Below are 15,801 nucleotides of genomic sequence, written 5' to 3'. Positions count from 1 at the left end.
GTTCAAATAAATAGTACACAATGCAGTGCAAAGGAGTGTGTGTAACACGTAAAGTTTATGTAAAGTGATCTTGTTACTGCATTAGTCTTAGTTATGATTCGATGTGTCGAATATGTAGAGGTAAAAAAATGGCTAAAGCGACAATATTAATTATTGATGATGACGCTGAACTGACGTCCATGTTAGAAGAATATCTATCTTCAATGGATTTTGATGTGGTAGTCACTTCGGATGGGGAGGAGGGGTTAGCCCATGCGTTGTCAGATCACTCTTTTGATATGATCTTACTCGATGTAATGATGCCTAAAAAAGATGGTTTTGAAGTCTTAAAATCACTCCGAGAAACCAAAGTTACCCCTGTCATTATGCTAACGGCGAGAGGCGATGATTATGACCGTGTTCTAGGTTTAGAATTTGGCGCGGATGATTATTTACCTAAACCTTTTAACCACAGAGAGCTGATTGCTAGAATTAATGCAATTATACGTCGTAGAACTCAATATGATGATAAAGCAGCAAATTCAGAAATAACGGCAGGGGAGATTACTATTAATGTGGCTTCTCACAGTGCACATTATTGCAGCGAACAACTTAACCTTACTGGAACCGAGTTTGCGACGTTAAAATTACTTGCTCAGAACCATGGAACATTAGTGAGTAAGAATCAAATCAGCGAAGATGTGCTAGGTAAAAAATTAATGGAATACGATCGAAGCATTGATATGCATGTTAGTAACATTAGGAAAAAAATGTCTACCATCAACGAAGAAAACAAAATAAAAACAGTACGAGGCGCTGGGTATATTTTATTATGCGACTAACAGCTAAACTCGCTTCAAGTGTTGGATTTCGTTTACTAGCAGGGTTTTGGGTAACAATTGCTCTGGCTCTATTATGCGTATGGTTAATTAGTCGTTGGTCCATACTGGAACTAGGGATTGCCAATGCAGAACAGGACAATATTGACCGTTTATCTCGAGTAGTGAAACGAGTAGAAAGAGAATACGCTCAGCATATGCCATTGGCAAGGTTAGTTCGTCCTATAGGAGGGCGAGGCGATGCGTCAGCTGTTTTAGTGGATATTGAAAAAGACAAAGTGATAGGCAGAAGAGGGCCTTTTCGCGAGCGTATTCAAAGAGACGTTTCACTTTTGTCAGGTCAGTCTCTCCCTCAAGTACTTAAACGACGGCAGTACACTATTATTGGACCACAGCGAGTCCAGCTAGGTAGCGATAATTACCTTTTATTTATTTTGGAAAATACACCAAATCGGCGTAATTCGAATTTTATGATTGCGGCGCTATTGTTAGCATTGTTTGGATTGTCACTGGTTTTTAGTGTTATTTTTACCAAGTCGTTATTGCGCCCTATTCGTGCTCTAAGGCATACCGCCCTAGAGCTAACGAATGGGCAGTGGGATGCGAGAGTTGATGAAAAAGTCATTCAAAGTGATGAATTAGGCGAGTTGGCCAATACATTTAATTCTATGGCTAAAAAGATTGAAGATAATTGGCATTCACAAAGAAGATTATTAGCCGATGTTTCTCATGAGCTTAGGTCTCCGTTAGCGAGATTGAATATGGCAGTGGCCTTAGCTGAAAATGCTACGAAAGAATCTACTTCTGCCCAGCAGTCTTTACAAAGAATTGAAAAAGAAACCCAAAAAATGGATTACCTTATTCGGGATGTCCTTACTTTATCGAGGACAGAAGCCGGTATGGCTGCAAAAACTAAGATAAGTGTAGAAGCGTTACTCGATGAAGTTATTCAAAATGGAAAGTTTGAAGCCAGTCAAACTGGCGTCGAGCTTAAGGTCGCAGGTTTGCCTACAATGGATGTTTTGGTACAAGTTGATGCGATGGAAAGTGCGATTGAGAATATACTAAGAAATGCTATTCGATATGCTTATGCCCACGTTGAATTCAGTGTTATTCATAGTTCATCGAGCTTGAAATTCATAATATCTGACGATGGCCCGGGTTTGCCAGAAAGTGATTTAACCGCGATTTTTGCTCCGTTTTTCCGCGCTGATAGTGCTAGAAATAGTGAAACTGGTGGTATAGGTTTAGGGCTAGCTATAGCAAAAGCCGCAGTGAGTATTCACGACGGGCAAATTGAAGCAAAAAACAACCCTGAAAAAGGGTTGCAAGTGGTGGTGACGATACCGGTATTATCGCTGTGATAAATACGAAGCAATCATGGAAAGTGAGCGGTGAAAATGAAGGTGTTCACTCTCTTGATAGTGAAGCCCAAAGTTTTTGGGCTAGTTCTGTTAATATGGGCGTTTTTTCTGGTGTAGGCGGCGTACCGATTGCCTACGCGTGGACTATTCCAGCCAATGCTCATAGCGCAATAGTATTGTTGAATGGCAGAGTTGAAACCTTTTTAAAATACAAAGATGTTATCTTTGATTTGTTTAATAATGGATTTGCCGTATTTACTTTAGATCACCGAGGCCAAGGGCTTTCTGGAAGAATGACCGCAGATACACAACAAGGATATGTTGAACACTTCGATGATTACGTTGATGATGCGCTTTGCTTTATACAAGAACATGTCATCAAGTATTGGCACAAACCATTATCCTTGATGTGTCATTCTATGGGTGGAGCCATTGGTACTTTGGCATTATTGAGGGAACCGCATTTATTTCAGTCTGCTGTTCTGTGTTCACCCATGTTTGGCATTCGCCCTGCGTTACCGAACACTTTGGCAAATATATTGATACGTGCTGGGCTGAAAAAAAGCCAGCTGAAAAACAAATCCAGTGATTATTTTTTCGGTCAAGGTCGCTATAGAGTTCACCCATTTAAGCTCAATGTGCTGACCCACAGTAAAGTACGATATCAGTCAATCTTAAGTTTATATGCTGAACAAAAGCACTTACGCTTAGGTGGCGTTACATCACAATGGTTAGCTGCGGCGTATCAGGCAATGGATACCATTGAGAACAATGCTGAACGTATCACCTGTCCCATGTTAGTATTAAGCTCTGGAGACGATAAGGTGATAGACAATAAACGTCAACATCGCGTAGTTCATCAATTTCAAAATGCAGAGTATGTGGTCGTTGATGGTGCTTATCATGAATTACTATGCGAGTCAGACTCCTATCGGCAATATACCTTGCTTAAGAGTATGCAATTTTTTACAGAGTCATTTTCATAAATGTTAGATATCGTATTGTATGAACCTGAAATTCCACCGAATACAGGTAATATTATTCGCCTCTGCGCGAATACGGGCTTTCACCTTCACTTGATTGAACCTTTAGGGTTTGAATGGGACGATAAACGTGTGCGCCGTGCCGGTTTGGATTATCATGAGTTTGCAAATGTGGTGCGCCATAAGTGTCTCGAGGACTATGTTCAACACTATTTAAAAGGCACGTTATACGCCTGTGAAACAACGGGGACCTTAGCGCATTCTGATGCACAATACCAAGAAGGTGATGCGATTCTATTTGGGCCTGAAACTAGAGGGTTACCGCAATCACTAACTGATAGTATGGCCACAGACCATCAAGTTCGAATTCCTATGTTAGCTGGAAGTCGAAGCATGAATTTATCGAATGCAGTATCTGTATGTGTTTATGAAGCGTGGAGACAACTAGGTTACCCTTCGGGAACCTAGTAGATTGGTGTTATTCGCTTTTCATGTCTCTACCTAAAAGAGCCAGTGCAGCTTCTTTTGGCGGTTTATCTTGATAAAGAACAGAATATATTTGGTCGCAAATCGGCATTTCTATTCCGTAGCGTTCGGATAGTGTTTTTACTTGTTGTGTATTGCGATAACCTTCCACTACTTGGCCAATTTCTTCAATGGCTTGTTCAACGTTATTACCTTTGCCTAGAGCTAAACCAAAACGTCTATTCCTAGATTGGTTATCAGTACAGGTTAATACCAAGTCGCCTAAGCCCGCCATACCCATAAAGGTTTCAGCTTGCGCACCTAGAGCACTTCCTAAACGTACCATCTCTGCTAGGCCACGGGTTATTAACGCTGTACGAGCATTTGCACCAAAGCCTAAGCCATCAGCTAAGCCTGCGCCAATGGCAATAACATTTTTAACAGCGCCGCCGAGTTGAACGCCTTTGATATCCGCGTTCTTATATACCCGAAACGTCTGTTTACAGTGTAATTTTTTAGCAAGGCTATCAATGAGCTCTTGATTGTCTGAAGACAGGGAAATCGCAGTCGGTAATCCTGCGGCCATTTCTTTTGCGAACGTCGGCCCTGATAATACCGCTAACGGGTAAGCTGTGCCTAAGACATCTTGTGCGACTTCTTCAAGTAATCGGCTGGTTCCCGGCTCTAGCCCCTTGGACGCCCAAGTAATGGTATGTTGAGGGGTAAGAAATGGGCTGATTTGTTCCAACATTGTTTTGAAGCTATGGCTAGGTACAACAATCAAAATGTCATTGGCTTTTGAGACGGCTTCTTGTAAATCACAAACCGGTATTAACGATTCAGGAAATTTGAATCCGGGTAAGTATTTACTATTTTCTCGTTCATCTTGAAGTGATTTTACATGTGAATCTGAGCGCCCCCACAAGAACGTAGGGACCTCATTTCGCGATAAACAAAATGCTAATGCGGTGCCGTAGGAACCTGCTCCTAAAACTGCAACCGATCTTTGAATATCGCGATTACTCATGGCTAAACCTTATGCGTCTAGCTTAGGGGCAGCTTCTTTTTGAGCTTCAGCTTGTTGTTTACGTTTTTGTACATAAGCTGCAAAAATCGCATCGAAATTAACCGGTGCTAAGTTTAAAGGAGGGAAAGTGCCTTTATTTACCAAATTAGCGATAGTTTCACGAGCATAAGGAAACAGTACATTAGGGCAGTATGAACCTATCATGTGTGCAATGTTTGCCTCTGGCATCTGGCCAATAGCAAAGATACCCGCTTGCTGAACTTCACATAAGAAGGCAGTTTCGCCTTCAACTGTCGCAGTTGCAGTAATGGCTAAAACAACTTCAAATACGTTTTCATCGAGTTTGTTTGAACGGGTGTCTAAATCAAGCTTTACATCAGGCTTCCATTCTTTAGAAAAGATTTTCGGAGAATTTGGAGTTTCAAATGAAATATCTTTTGTATAAATACGCTGGATTTGAAATTGTTGTTGTACTGCACCTTCAGGTGCTGCTTTTTGCTCTTCAGCCATTACTGTTTTCCTTTTTTCTTGCTCTTAACCGTTAAGAAGAGCGTCTAATTTATCTTTTTGTTCTAGTGCGAACATATCGTCGCAGCCACCAATGTGCTTATCGTTGATGAAAATTTGAGGAACGGTTGAACCGCCATTTGCTCGCTTAATCATCTTGTCTCTAAGTTCTGGCTGCTTGTCGATTGGGTACTCAATGTACTCAACGCCTTTATCTGCTAACAACGCTTTTGCTCTCATGCAATATGGGCAATAACCTTTGCTGTAAATTTCTACTTTACTCATAATAATCCTATTTACTGACAGGAAGACCAGCAGCTTCCCAAGTGCTCATGCCACCTTGTAAAATACTGGTCTTTTCAAACCCTTGCTGTATAAGCTCATTCGCAGTGCTTTTAGATAGATTGCCTAATGCACATACTAGAATAATGGGTTTATCTTTAAATTTTTCAAGCGATCCAAATTGTTTGTTTTTAATCACTTCCGGTTTTAAGTGCTTAGCACCTAATATATGACCTGTGTTGTACGCTTTTACTTCGCGCATGTCCAAAATAACAGCATCTTCGTTATTCATGAGTAAGGTTGCTTCATGGGTACTTAGTGCTTTTACCGGTGACATAGCTGCGGTGACATAGCTGTATGCTATTAGCAGGAAGATGACGATCCAAGCAGCAGATAGAAGTAAATGGTTACTTATAAATTCCATAAATTGTTGCATTTCATATCTCTCACTGAAACCTAAAACAGCGCAGAGTATAGCGATTTTGATGATGAAAACCAGTGGTATTGATGTCTTGCTTTGTTACACTGAGGTTCATTGACAACAGATTCTATATTCAAGGCTGACTCTATTTTGAAATTTGTGTTGCTAACACTTTTGATTTTCAGTTCTATTTTTTGTGTTCAAGCGCAAACCAGCGACGCATCACAGTCTGAAAAACTAAAAGCATTACAAAATGAATTGGCTGAGCGTCAAAGAAAACTTCAATCTAATTTAACGTCTGCTGAAGAACTCAAAGCGATTTTAAAACGGTCTGAGTTAGCCATTGCTGCCACAGCTAAGGCGTTGAACAATACCCAAAATGAATTGAGTCACAACAGTAAAGAACAAGCTTCACTAAAGGTACAAGCTGAGAATTTAAAGGAAAGAGTGGCACAACAGCAAAGCCAACTTGCTGCCCAAGTGAGAAGTGCCTATATGGCGGGTAATTATGACTATGCCAAAATGGTTTTAAACCAAGATGATGCGCTTCGATTCGAACGAGTCCTTACCTATTACCAGTATTTTAATAAAGCCAGACAAAGCGCAATTTCTCAATTTCGAAGCGATATTCAACAATTAGAATCTATTAATAAGAGATTAGAAGAAGCTGCTGTAAAGCTTAAGGCGTTATTGAAAGCACAAACGTCGCAAACAGAAGAGTTAAAAGCGCGAAAGGAAGATAGACAAATTACGTTAGCAAAACTTAACTCTGCCATTTCATCTCAGTCTGACGAAATAGCAGTATTACTACAAAATGAAGAAGCGTTAATCAAAGCGATAAATGAAGCCGAGGAAGCTCGTCAGCGGGCTCGTGAAAACGACCTGTCTCTCAACGGCCTATCAAAATTCAAAGGCACTTTACTTGTACCTGCTAAAGGTCGAGTTCAAAAGCTCTATGGCAAGCGAAGACAAGGACAAGTTAGGTGGAAGGGCATTATTATTGAAGGTGCTGAAGGTGGGGCTGTGAATGCAATTCATCAAGGTCGCGTGCTCTATGCGGATTGGCTCAAAGGGTTTGGCTTGGTGATAATTATTGATCATGGCGAAGGTTATATGAGCGTATATGGGCACAATCAAGCATTGCTCAAGAAAGCCGGTGATACAGTGCGCTCAGGTGAAGCAATGGCGTTATTGGGTCAAAGCGGAGGTCAAGCTTATCCCAATTTATATTTTGAAATTAGACACAAAGGCAAAGCGTTAAATCCAATGCAATGGGTCGACTTTTAGTTTCACTAAAATGTGAAATTTGTTAAGATTTTTATCATGGGCACGATGGTGTGATTCACGTGTTCTGTTCATTTTGAAGTTATCTAATAAACAGTAATAAAGGTGTTTTGTTGAGCCCAGTTAGGTTGTTCTTTTTCTTGTTTATTTTATGTGGAACAACTCTGTTCGCCAGTGAACGTTCTGCTAGTTCTGATGCTAACCTTGGCAAGGTTATTATCGTATTAGATGATATTGGCTATAATCTTAGTGAAGTCGATGCACTATCACTACCCGTGGAAGTTGCATTTTCTGTATTGCCCCAAACACCCCACGGAAAATTGTTTGCCAAATTAGCCCATGAACAAGGGCGAGATGTGATGTTGCATTTACCTATGTCGTCTAATCGCAATGCAAATCAAGGCCCTGGGGGCCTCACTGTGAATATGTACAAAGAGGATATCGAGCGCAAAGTTTCCGACGCGCTGGTCAATATTCCCTATGTTATTGGTGTGAATAATCATATGGGTAGCTACCTTACTGCGCAGTCGGATACCATGTCAGATTTAATGCACGCATTAAAACAACGCTCACTCTTTTTTTTAGACAGCCGGACTAGCGCTAGTTCTATTGCGTATGAAACGGCAAAAGAAGTAGGGATACCGACAGATAAAAGGCATGTATTCTTAGATCATCAACAATCCGTCGAGTTTTATGAGAAGCAATTAGCGCGGTTGATAAGAATTGCGAAAAAGCACGGACGCGCTATTGGCATCGCTCATCCTTACCCAAGTTCAGTAGCCTATTTGGCTGAAGCATTAAAAAACATTGAAGATGAAGGGGTTATGCTTTACTCCGTCAGTGATTACTTTTCTTCATTACCCACGAATGAGAAAAGCCTTGCCTTAGACCTAGAAGTGGCGACTGCGCCTGAGTAACAATTAATCAATATAATGCTGTCAAACATTACAGTAATGTTATATTATCTCGCCCCAAATTTTTACACGTAGTAATGTATGCACGAAGCAAAGGCACAATCTAACTTCCTTGACCGCTGTGGTATTTGGATTTCCACTTTGTGTGCAATCCATTGCTTATCCTTACCCGTGTTAATACCCTTACTTCCTCTTGTGGCCAGTTCTTTTTTTGCAGAAGTCTGGTTTGAACGACTTATTTTGGTTAGTTCAATGAGCATGGGGGCGATAGCTATGGCAATAGGCCTTTTACGTCATCACGGTAGTGCTATTCCTTTAATTTTGCTGTGTTTAGGCGGTGTAATCTATTGGTATAAAGATATCTTTGGCCCCATGGGTGAGCCCTTTACTATTTTCGTCGGTGCCATGTTGCTGATTAGTGGGCACACTCGTAACATCAAGCTGATGCGCCAGTGTAGAGGGTGTGAAACTAGCGAAAATGACTCAAAGTTAGTAAAAAAAACTGAATCAACGAATACGGCTTGCTCTTAAAGGGTAATTGGTAAAGATACCGTCTACCCCCATTTTTTTACATTCGGCAATATCATCGATGTGATTTACAGTATAAACCAACACCTTCTTATTGTTTCTGTGGGCAGCTAGCACCATTTCTTTATCTAATACATCTAGTGCAACATTTAATGTCGAGGCGGGTATTGATTGGATGTAGCTATCTAAATTTTGCGGGTAATGAGCAATTAAATAAGCCAAGGGGAGCGTTGGAAATTGCTGAGAGATTTGGTTCAACCAACCATGATGAAAAGATGAAACAAGCAGCTGGCTGATATCGATATTGTGGTTGCTTATTATCTGTTTTAATTGGCTACAAAATAAAACAGAGTCAGTAAGGTATTTTAGTTCAATATTGCAAAGCGTGTTTGCAGGAAGCCAGTTTAACAACGCATCCATTGTAGGTATGCTTTCGTTATTTCCGGCATCTAATACCATTAATTCTTGATGACTGAAGTTGATTAACTTTCCTGTGGCATTGGTTGTTCTGTCTAACCTATGGTCGTGGATTATGTAGCATTGGGTGTCGTGCTGAATGAGATCACACTCTATACCGTCAGCGCCATGTTCTATGGCGAGTTGAAATGCTTGCAACGTATTTTCAGGCGCATCTCCACAGGCACCTCTGTGACCCAATATCAACATGCATGATTACTTACTTGATTTGTGTGTGATTACGGTCTCATAAATTGCAGCCGCAGTCACTAGTAGACCGCCTATTAAAGTCTGAATGCTAGGCGATTCGTGTAATATTAAAATTGAAAGTAACACGCCATAAAAGGGCTGCATTGAGGCAATCAAAGAAAATGTGGCTGCTCTTAGGTGTTGCAAAGAATGGGCGACCAAGGCATGGGGTAGTGCGGTGAAAACGGTACCTAGAATTAGCAAATAAAGCCAATCTATTTGCTTTGCATCGATCAGCTCTACGCTGCCGAAAGGCAGTAAAACTACACAGATTACTGCGGTTTGCCATGTCATGGCTTTCACACCGCTGTAGTGTGAAAAATGTTTTCTGTGAAGTAAATTTCTAAGTGAATACAAAATAGCCGAAGCAACACCTACTGTTACACCAAGTGTGATTTCATTGGTTAGATCTGGCGTTGGAACAATTAAAACGATACCGGTTAATACTGTTATGGCACTTACAACGTCCCGTAGGTGTAAACGTTTTTTTTCAAATAGAGGCTCTAAGAAAACGGTAATAACAGGGAAAGTAAATAGCGCAATAATCCCTACAGAGACACCAGCGTATTGCATTGCAGCAAAATATGTCACCCAATGAGCGGCCATTAAGCTACCTAATAAGAAGGCAAATCCATAGTCTTTGGGCTTATCGAGCATTACTCGTTCTTTTCCGAGTAAGGTAATGAACAACAATATACCAAATGCAAAGAGAGAACGACCCAAGGTGATGTTTAGCGCAGGCAGGGCGATTATTTGAGAAAATAACGCCGTACCCCCTAGCAAGACCATTGTAATATGTAAGCCGATTAGGCTTTTTTTAATGGGATCCATAAATAAGGCTAGTTATTTTCCGCAGTATTTATGGTCGCAAAATGAGTGCCTAAGCGGGTAGGCTGGCCTTCAGTAAGTGCGGCTAAAGTGACAGCATCAGGTTCAAAACACACTACAATTGTTGAACCTAATTTAAAGCGTCCCATTTCATCGCCTTTTTTAAGTGAAACTTGCTCTTCTTTGTCGTAACGCCAGTGAACCACTTGTTTTGTTGCAGGTGGTGTAACTGTTCCTGCCCAGACAGTTTCGATACTCGCAACAATAGTTGCGCCAACGAGTACCATCGCCATTTTACCCACTGGAGTGTCAAATAAGGCCACAACTCGTTCGTTTCGAGCAAATAATCCGGGTACATTTTGGGCGGTAAGCGGATTCACTGAAAAAAGCTCTCCGGGTACATAAATCATATCTGTAACCGTGCCATCGACTGGCATATGAATACGGTGGTAGTCTCTGGGAGATAAATAAATCGTAGCAAACTGACCATTTTTAAATGGCGTTGCTAAATCAGGAAAGCCTCCGAGTAAGGCTGTTAGACTAAACGAATGACCTTTTGCTTGAAATACACTGTCATTATCAATGGGTCCAGCTTGACTCACTGCTCCGTCTACCGCGTGAATAATAGACTGTTCATTGTCGTCTATTGGACGGGCTTCGGGTTTTAATGGGCGAGTAAAAAAAGCGTTGAAAGTGTCGTAGTCTTCGGCGTTTTCATGCACAGCTTCCGTCATGTCGACTTTAAAGGCTTTTATGAAAACTTTAATTAACCCTGTGGTTAATGCACCACATTTAGCACTGGCGAGTAATCCAACTAGCCTAGATAAAGCATGCTTAGGAAGAATGTATTGAAGATTAACCTTGAACCAATTGAGCACCGACCGCCTCCATTATAAAAACACGGATAGTGTACCTTAGAACATGATGTAAATGGCAGAAATTAACGTTTGTCATAGATATGAGGGTTTTTGTTCAGACATGGAAGTGATTATTCTATGGTAGCTGTCGAAGCGCTGTTGGCTAATCTCCCCTTTTTCCACCGCCGCTCGAATAATGCAGCCGGGATCATTTAAATGCTTACAATCGCGGAATTTACACCCGCCGACTAAATCTCTGAATTCCCGAAATCCCCAAGTCACTTTTTCTTCGGGGAGGTGCCACAAGCCAAATTCTCTTACGCCGGGGCTGTCAATTAATTCACCTCCTGAAGGCAGGCTAAGTAATTTTGAAGCAGTGGTTGTATGTTGGCCCAAACCTGAATTGTCTGAAATATCGCCAACGAGTTCATCGGCATTGGGTAATACTTGATTGATTAAACTGGATTTTCCAACACCTGATTGACCAACAAAAATGCTGGTTTGGTTATCAAGTAATTCGGTTAAAGCATTCAAACCTTCTTTGGTTTTACAGCTGGTCATTACCACGTGATAGCCTAAAGACTGATAACTCTCCATTGTTGTTTTAATGCTGTGCTGCTCTTCTTCATTGGCAAGCTCAAACTTATTCACCAATAAAATTGGGGAAATGCCAATGTCTTCACATGCCACTAAATAACGATCAATGATGTGAGGAGAAAACTCAGGTAAGACCGAGCTGACAACGATGATTTGATCGACATTTGCCGCTACGGGTTTTACACCATCGTAAAAATCAGGGCGAGACAATACATTTACTCTGTCGTGAACAAGCTCAATAATGCCTTGTATTTTTGCGTCACTATCATTTTCGCGAGACACCAAAACGCTATCACCGCAGACAACTGAGTCAATGGTTCGGCGAATATGGCAACGCATAAGTCCGTTATCGGTTTCAACATTTGCTTGTTTTCCGAAGCGGCCAACGACCCGCCCTTTGATTGCATCGTCTAAATTCGATGCATCGTTAGATAGGCGTTTTTTTCTGTTTTGAGCAACACGCAACTTTTGTTGCCGTGTAAGTTTGGGTTTTTTAGCCACAATTTGCCATTCTATATGAACTTAGGTGTATCATACGCGTCAACTCTACAACGCGCCAGCAAAGCGAAATGGACATAGGACTTATTCAATGAAAAACGATTTAAACCTTGTGTGGATAGACATGGAAATGACGGGCTTAGATCCAGAAACATGTGTTGTTATGGAAATTGCCACAATTGTTACCGATTCTCAGCTCAATGTGTTGGCAGAAGGCCCTGTCATTGCTATTCATCAGCCCGACGAAATTTTAGATGGAATGGATGAGTGGTGTACTGCAACCCATGGTAAAACGGGTTTAACACAGCGCTGCCGTGACAGCCTTGTTAGTGAAGCCGAAGCCGAAGCTAAGACTATTGAATTTTTACAAGGCTTTGTGGGCAAGGGGAAGTCCCCCTTGTGTGGAAACACCATAGGGCAAGATAGACGTTTCATGGTCAAATACATGCCGGTATTAGAGGAATATTTTCACTATCGCAATATAGATGTAAGCACAATTAAAGAATTGGTGAAAAGGTGGCAGCCTTCAGCAGCTGAAGGGTTTAAGAAAAAAGGAGTGCACTTAGCGCTAGATGATATTAGGGAATCTATTGAAGAAATGCGCTTTTATCGCGAAAAAGTGTTCAATATTTAGCCCAGTAGAAAAAAAGTTTAAAATAGGGGTTGCGTGTTGAAATCTTTTCTATACAATGCGCTCCACTCTTCGACGAGGCAGAAACAATTTTGCTTTAACGAACGAATCTTATGCGGGAATAGCTCAGCTGGTAGAGCACAACCTTGCCAAGGTTGGGGTCGCGAGTTCGAATCTCGTTTCCCGCTCCAAATCTCTTAATTTAGCTTTATCAAGCTAAACTATATTCATTTTTAGTTTAATTAGTTTCTATTTGAATGAAATACACTCATAATTTTTAGAAATTGTACCTATAAAAATATTTCCCTAATGTAGTTCTTTCTCTTTTTGAGTGAAAATTCCTAAAAAAGGAAATAAATAGTTTGATTTTAGTTATTTCATCCTAACTTTTACTATATATAGGATAAATATCTCGCTTTTTCTGTTTTACTTGTTTAATTCTACTAATCTGTCCGTTATTATGCGCTCCTATATTAATTTAGTCCTATATTAGGAGAATTACCGTGAAGATGATGTCCGGTGCAGCCATGGTTGTGGAAGCGCTAAAAGACGTAGGTGTTGAGCTTGTTTTTGGGTATCCTGGAGGCGCTGTTCTAGACATTTATGATGCGCTTTTTGCACAAGATAACGTAAAACATGTATTGGTACGCCATGAGCAGGCCGCTGCTCACATGGCTGATGGTTATGCTCGTTCGACGGGGAAAACAGGGACCGTGCTGGTCACCTCTGGCCCGGGTGCTACGAATACGCTAACAGGTATCGCTACTGCTTATATGGACTCTATTCCGATGGTTGTCTTGTCTGGACAAGTACCTTCTTCCTTAATAGGTGAGGACGCTTTCCAAGAAACTGATATGGTGGGTTGTTCTAGACCTATAGTAAAACACAGCTTCTTAGTTAAGCGTGCTGTTGATATTCCTAAAGCCATTGCACAAGCTTACTATATTGCAAACACAGGTCGACCTGGCCCTGTTGTAGTTGACCTGCCTAAAGATTTGGTGAATGTTGCTGATTCTCATCCTTATGTTTTTCCTGATGATGTAACAATGCGCTCGTACCAACCCACACACAAAGGTCACCCTAAGCAAATTAAAAAAGCGCTTGATGCTCTGTTGTCAGCAAAGCAACCGATCCTTTATGTCGGTGGCGGAGCAATAACCGCAAACGCAGAATCAAGTGTTATAGCCCTTGCAGAAAAATTGAACCTACCTGTGACGAATACCCTTATGGGGTTAGGTGTATTTCCAGGCCAACATGAACAATGCGTAGGCATGCTAGGAATGCACGGCACGTTTGAGGCAAATAAAGCCATGCATAACGCCGATTGTATCGTTGCACTGGGCGCAAGGTTTGATGATCGGGTAACTAACAATGTTGCTAAATTTTGTCCTGATGCCACCATTGTGCATGTAGATATTGACCCTGCGTCAATTTCTAAGACAATTAAAGCGCATATTCCAGTGGTAGGTTCTGTTGATAGCGTACTAGAGCAACTTAATGCTGCTATGCCTGAAATAGACGAAGCTGCTCAAAAAGAAAAGCTTGCCGATTGGTGGGTAAAAATTAATGAGTGGAAAGCTAAAGGGTGTTTGAATTACGCTAAAAGCGATGAAATCATCAAACCGCAACAAGTTATTGAATCACTGTATAAGCATACTGACGGCAAAGCTTATGTGAGTTCTGATGTTGGTCAGCACCAGATGTTTGCTGCTTTGTATTACCCTTTCGCCAAGCCGCGTCAATGGATTAATTCTGGTGGTTTAGGAACCATGGGGTTTGGTTTACCTGCCGCTATGGGCGTTCAGTTTGCGCACCCAGAAGCAGTATCTACTGTGGTGACCGGTGACGGCAGTATTCAAATGAACATTCAGGAATTGTCTACCTGTTTACAGTACAACTTGCCAATTAAGATTATTTCTTTGAATAACCGTGCGTTAGGTATGGTACGTCAATGGCAAGATATGATTTACAAAGGAAGACATTCATCTTCTTATATGGAATCAATGCCGGATTTCGTTAAGTTAGCTGAGGCATATGGCCATATTGGTATTCGTGTCGAGCATCCCGATCAACTAGATGAAGCAATGAAAGAGTGCTTCTCTCATAAACATAAACTGGTCTTTATGGATATCGCAGTAGATCAAAATGAACATGTTTACCCCATGCAAATTAAGTTTGGTGCTATGGATGATATACGCTTGAGTAAAACGGAGAGAACATAATGAGACGAATTATTTCTGTTTTAATGGAAAATGCACCAGGTGCTCTTTCTCGTATCGTAGGGTTGTTTTCACAAAGAGCTTACAATGTTGATTCGCTTTGTGTTGCACCAACAGATGACGAAAGTTTATCTCGTTTGACGATTATTACTCATGGCGATGACAAGGCTATTGAGCAAATCACTAAACAAGTGAATAAACTTGTGGACGTGCTTCGTGTGGTTGACCTGACTGAAAATACACATATCGAGCGTGAGTTAATGTTGCTTAAAGTGGCAACCCCTTCTGATGCAATAAGAGCAGAAGTAAAACGCAATGTGGATATTTTCCGAGCACGTATTGTTGATGTGCACGCTGCGAATTATACCGTAGAGGTAACGGGGACATCTGAGAAATTAGATGCGTTTGCTAATACGATGAAACTAAGTGCAGAGATTATTGAGTCGTCAAGAACGGGTGTATGTGGTCTTGCTAGAGGCGAACGAGCACTGAGAGTGTAAGTTTTTAATTAAAACTGTTTTGAAAAAGGCTAGCTAATTTTTATTGCTGGCCTTTTTTATTTGTCTCGAATTTATATCATTATTAACAAAATGCGGTAAACTCATCGCTGTTTTAGTGAATTTAAATACGGGGAACGTCCTATGGGCATCAGTATGCCAAGTCTAATTATTATTCTCGTTATCGTAGTGCTGTTGTTTGGAACAAAGCGCTTGAAGTCTATTGGTACCGATTTAGGCGGAGCACTCAAAGGATTTAAAAAAGCGGTAAGCGACGAAGACGCCACTTTTTCAGAAGACAAAAAGCAAGTCAGTGATGCGTCTTCAGACAGTGTAGAGCAGCCGGAAAAAAAGGCAGTTAAAGAAGACTAGCCCT

The 15,801-nt window shown here is 41.1% G+C and carries 19 protein-coding genes and 1 tRNA gene; 12 read left to right on the top strand and 8 right to left on the bottom strand.

The features are described 5' to 3' along the window. Positions 1-128 precede the first annotated feature (128 nt). From J3L16_RS02840 to trmL, 4 genes are read left to right on the top strand one after another with little or no spacing between them, the layout of a single operon-like run. Positions 129-821 carry a response regulator gene (locus J3L16_RS02840; protein ID WP_207611372.1) on the top strand — a complete coding sequence of 231 codons (693 nt, stop codon included), beginning with the start codon at positions 129-131 and terminating at the stop codon, positions 819-821. Next, entirely contained in the window at positions 812-2,182 is a 1,371-nt protein-coding gene (locus J3L16_RS02835; RefSeq protein WP_207611371.1) for an ATP-binding protein, read from the top strand. The genes J3L16_RS02840 and J3L16_RS02835 overlap by 10 nt, the downstream gene beginning before the upstream one ends. Continuing rightward, on the top strand, positions 2,179-3,168 hold the full coding sequence (locus J3L16_RS02830; RefSeq protein ID WP_207611370.1) for an alpha/beta fold hydrolase: 990 nt from the start codon (positions 2,179-2,181) through the stop codon (positions 3,166-3,168). The genes J3L16_RS02835 and J3L16_RS02830 overlap by 4 nt, the downstream gene beginning before the upstream one ends. Beyond that, complete coding sequence (gene trmL / locus J3L16_RS02825; RefSeq protein ID WP_207611369.1) at positions 3,169-3,633, top strand: tRNA (uridine(34)/cytosine(34)/5-carboxymethylaminomethyluridine(34)-2'-O)-methyltransferase TrmL; 465 nt, start codon at positions 3,169-3,171, stop codon at positions 3,631-3,633. 10 nt (positions 3,634-3,643) lie between these two features. Here the strand turns inward: trmL and gpsA are convergent, their stop codons facing one another. From gpsA to J3L16_RS02805, 4 genes are read right to left on the bottom strand one after another with little or no spacing between them, the layout of a single operon-like run. Beyond that, positions 3,644-4,657 (bottom strand): NAD(P)H-dependent glycerol-3-phosphate dehydrogenase, encoded by a 1,014-nt coding sequence (gpsA, locus tag J3L16_RS02820; protein WP_207611368.1) that lies wholly within the window; start codon positions 4,655-4,657, stop codon positions 3,644-3,646. Positions 4,658-4,666: 9 nt separating this feature from the next. Then, positions 4,667-5,167: a protein-export chaperone SecB gene (gene secB, locus J3L16_RS02815; RefSeq protein WP_207611367.1), complete on the bottom strand. Its 501-nt coding sequence runs from the start codon at positions 5,165-5,167 to the stop codon at positions 4,667-4,669. 24 nt (positions 5,168-5,191) lie between these two features. After that, on the bottom strand, positions 5,192-5,449 hold the full coding sequence (gene grxC, locus J3L16_RS02810; RefSeq protein ID WP_207611366.1) for a glutaredoxin 3: 258 nt from the start codon (positions 5,447-5,449) through the stop codon (positions 5,192-5,194). Positions 5,450-5,456: 7 nt separating this feature from the next. Then, on the bottom strand, positions 5,457-5,882 hold the full coding sequence (locus J3L16_RS02805; RefSeq protein WP_207611365.1) for a rhodanese-like domain-containing protein: 426 nt from the start codon (positions 5,880-5,882) through the stop codon (positions 5,457-5,459). A 144-nt stretch (positions 5,883-6,026) separates the two neighbouring features. Here J3L16_RS02805 and J3L16_RS02800 point away from each other — a divergent pair, with 144 nt between their 5' ends. The 3 genes from J3L16_RS02800 to J3L16_RS02790 all read left to right on the top strand — a co-directional run bounded on the left by J3L16_RS02800 (position 6,027) and on the right by J3L16_RS02790 (position 8,596). Next, a complete protein-coding gene (locus tag J3L16_RS02800) occupies positions 6,027-7,154 on the top strand; it encodes a peptidoglycan DD-metalloendopeptidase family protein (protein WP_347564637.1) in 1,128 nt (375 codons plus the stop codon). 110 nt (positions 7,155-7,264) lie between these two features. After that, positions 7,265-8,068: a divergent polysaccharide deacetylase family protein gene (locus J3L16_RS02795; protein ID WP_207611364.1), complete on the top strand. Its 804-nt coding sequence runs from the start codon at positions 7,265-7,267 to the stop codon at positions 8,066-8,068. A gap of 78 nt (positions 8,069-8,146) precedes the next feature. After that, on the top strand, positions 8,147-8,596 hold the full coding sequence (locus J3L16_RS02790) for a MerC domain-containing protein (RefSeq protein ID WP_207611363.1): 450 nt from the start codon (positions 8,147-8,149) through the stop codon (positions 8,594-8,596). Here J3L16_RS02790 and J3L16_RS02785 read toward each other — a convergent pair. The 4 genes from J3L16_RS02785 to rsgA form a co-directional block, all read right to left on the bottom strand. Then, positions 8,573-9,259 (bottom strand): glycerophosphodiester phosphodiesterase family protein, encoded by a 687-nt coding sequence (locus tag J3L16_RS02785; RefSeq protein WP_207611362.1) that lies wholly within the window; start codon positions 9,257-9,259, stop codon positions 8,573-8,575. The two genes, J3L16_RS02790 and J3L16_RS02785, sit on opposite strands and share 24 nt — an antisense overlap. Before the next feature lie 6 nt (positions 9,260-9,265). Next, positions 9,266-10,129: a DMT family transporter gene (locus J3L16_RS02780; protein ID WP_207611361.1), complete on the bottom strand. Its 864-nt coding sequence runs from the start codon at positions 10,127-10,129 to the stop codon at positions 9,266-9,268. Between the two features lie 8 nt (positions 10,130-10,137). Then, on the bottom strand, positions 10,138-11,004 hold the full coding sequence (gene asd, locus J3L16_RS02775) for an archaetidylserine decarboxylase (protein WP_207611360.1): 867 nt from the start codon (positions 11,002-11,004) through the stop codon (positions 10,138-10,140). A 72-nt stretch (positions 11,005-11,076) separates the two neighbouring features. Beyond that, a complete protein-coding gene (gene rsgA / locus J3L16_RS02770) occupies positions 11,077-12,081 on the bottom strand; it encodes a small ribosomal subunit biogenesis GTPase RsgA (protein WP_207611359.1) in 1,005 nt (334 codons plus the stop codon). Positions 12,082-12,169: 88 nt separating this feature from the next. Here rsgA and orn point away from each other — a divergent pair, with 88 nt between their 5' ends. From orn to tatA, 5 genes are all read left to right on the top strand, one after another. Beyond that, the gene (gene orn / locus J3L16_RS02765; protein WP_207611358.1) at positions 12,170-12,712 is read left to right on the top strand and encodes an oligoribonuclease; all 543 of its coding nucleotides are present in this window, start codon (positions 12,170-12,172) and stop codon (positions 12,710-12,712) included. Between the two features lie 112 nt (positions 12,713-12,824). After that, positions 12,825-12,900: transfer RNA gene (locus tag J3L16_RS02760), tRNA-Gly, on the top strand. A gap of 312 nt (positions 12,901-13,212) precedes the next feature. Then, positions 13,213-14,931, top strand: a complete 1,719-nt coding sequence (locus J3L16_RS02755) for an acetolactate synthase 3 large subunit (RefSeq protein ID WP_207611357.1) — start codon at positions 13,213-13,215, stop codon at positions 14,929-14,931. Next, positions 14,931-15,428: an acetolactate synthase small subunit gene (gene ilvN, locus J3L16_RS02750; RefSeq protein WP_207611356.1), complete on the top strand. Its 498-nt coding sequence runs from the start codon at positions 14,931-14,933 to the stop codon at positions 15,426-15,428. The genes J3L16_RS02755 and ilvN overlap by 1 nt, the downstream gene beginning before the upstream one ends. A 141-nt stretch (positions 15,429-15,569) precedes the next feature. Beyond that, complete coding sequence (gene tatA / locus J3L16_RS02745) at positions 15,570-15,797, top strand: twin-arginine translocase TatA/TatE family subunit (protein WP_207611355.1); 228 nt, start codon at positions 15,570-15,572, stop codon at positions 15,795-15,797. The last annotated feature ends 4 nt before the right edge of the window (positions 15,798-15,801 follow it).

Source organism: Alteromonas sp. 5E99-2 (assembly GCF_017368475.1).
GTDB lineage: Bacteria > Pseudomonadota > Gammaproteobacteria > Enterobacterales > Alteromonadaceae > Alteromonas_F.
Note: the sequence above shows the minus strand (reverse complement) of the source record. Positions and strands in the feature narration are given on the sequence as shown.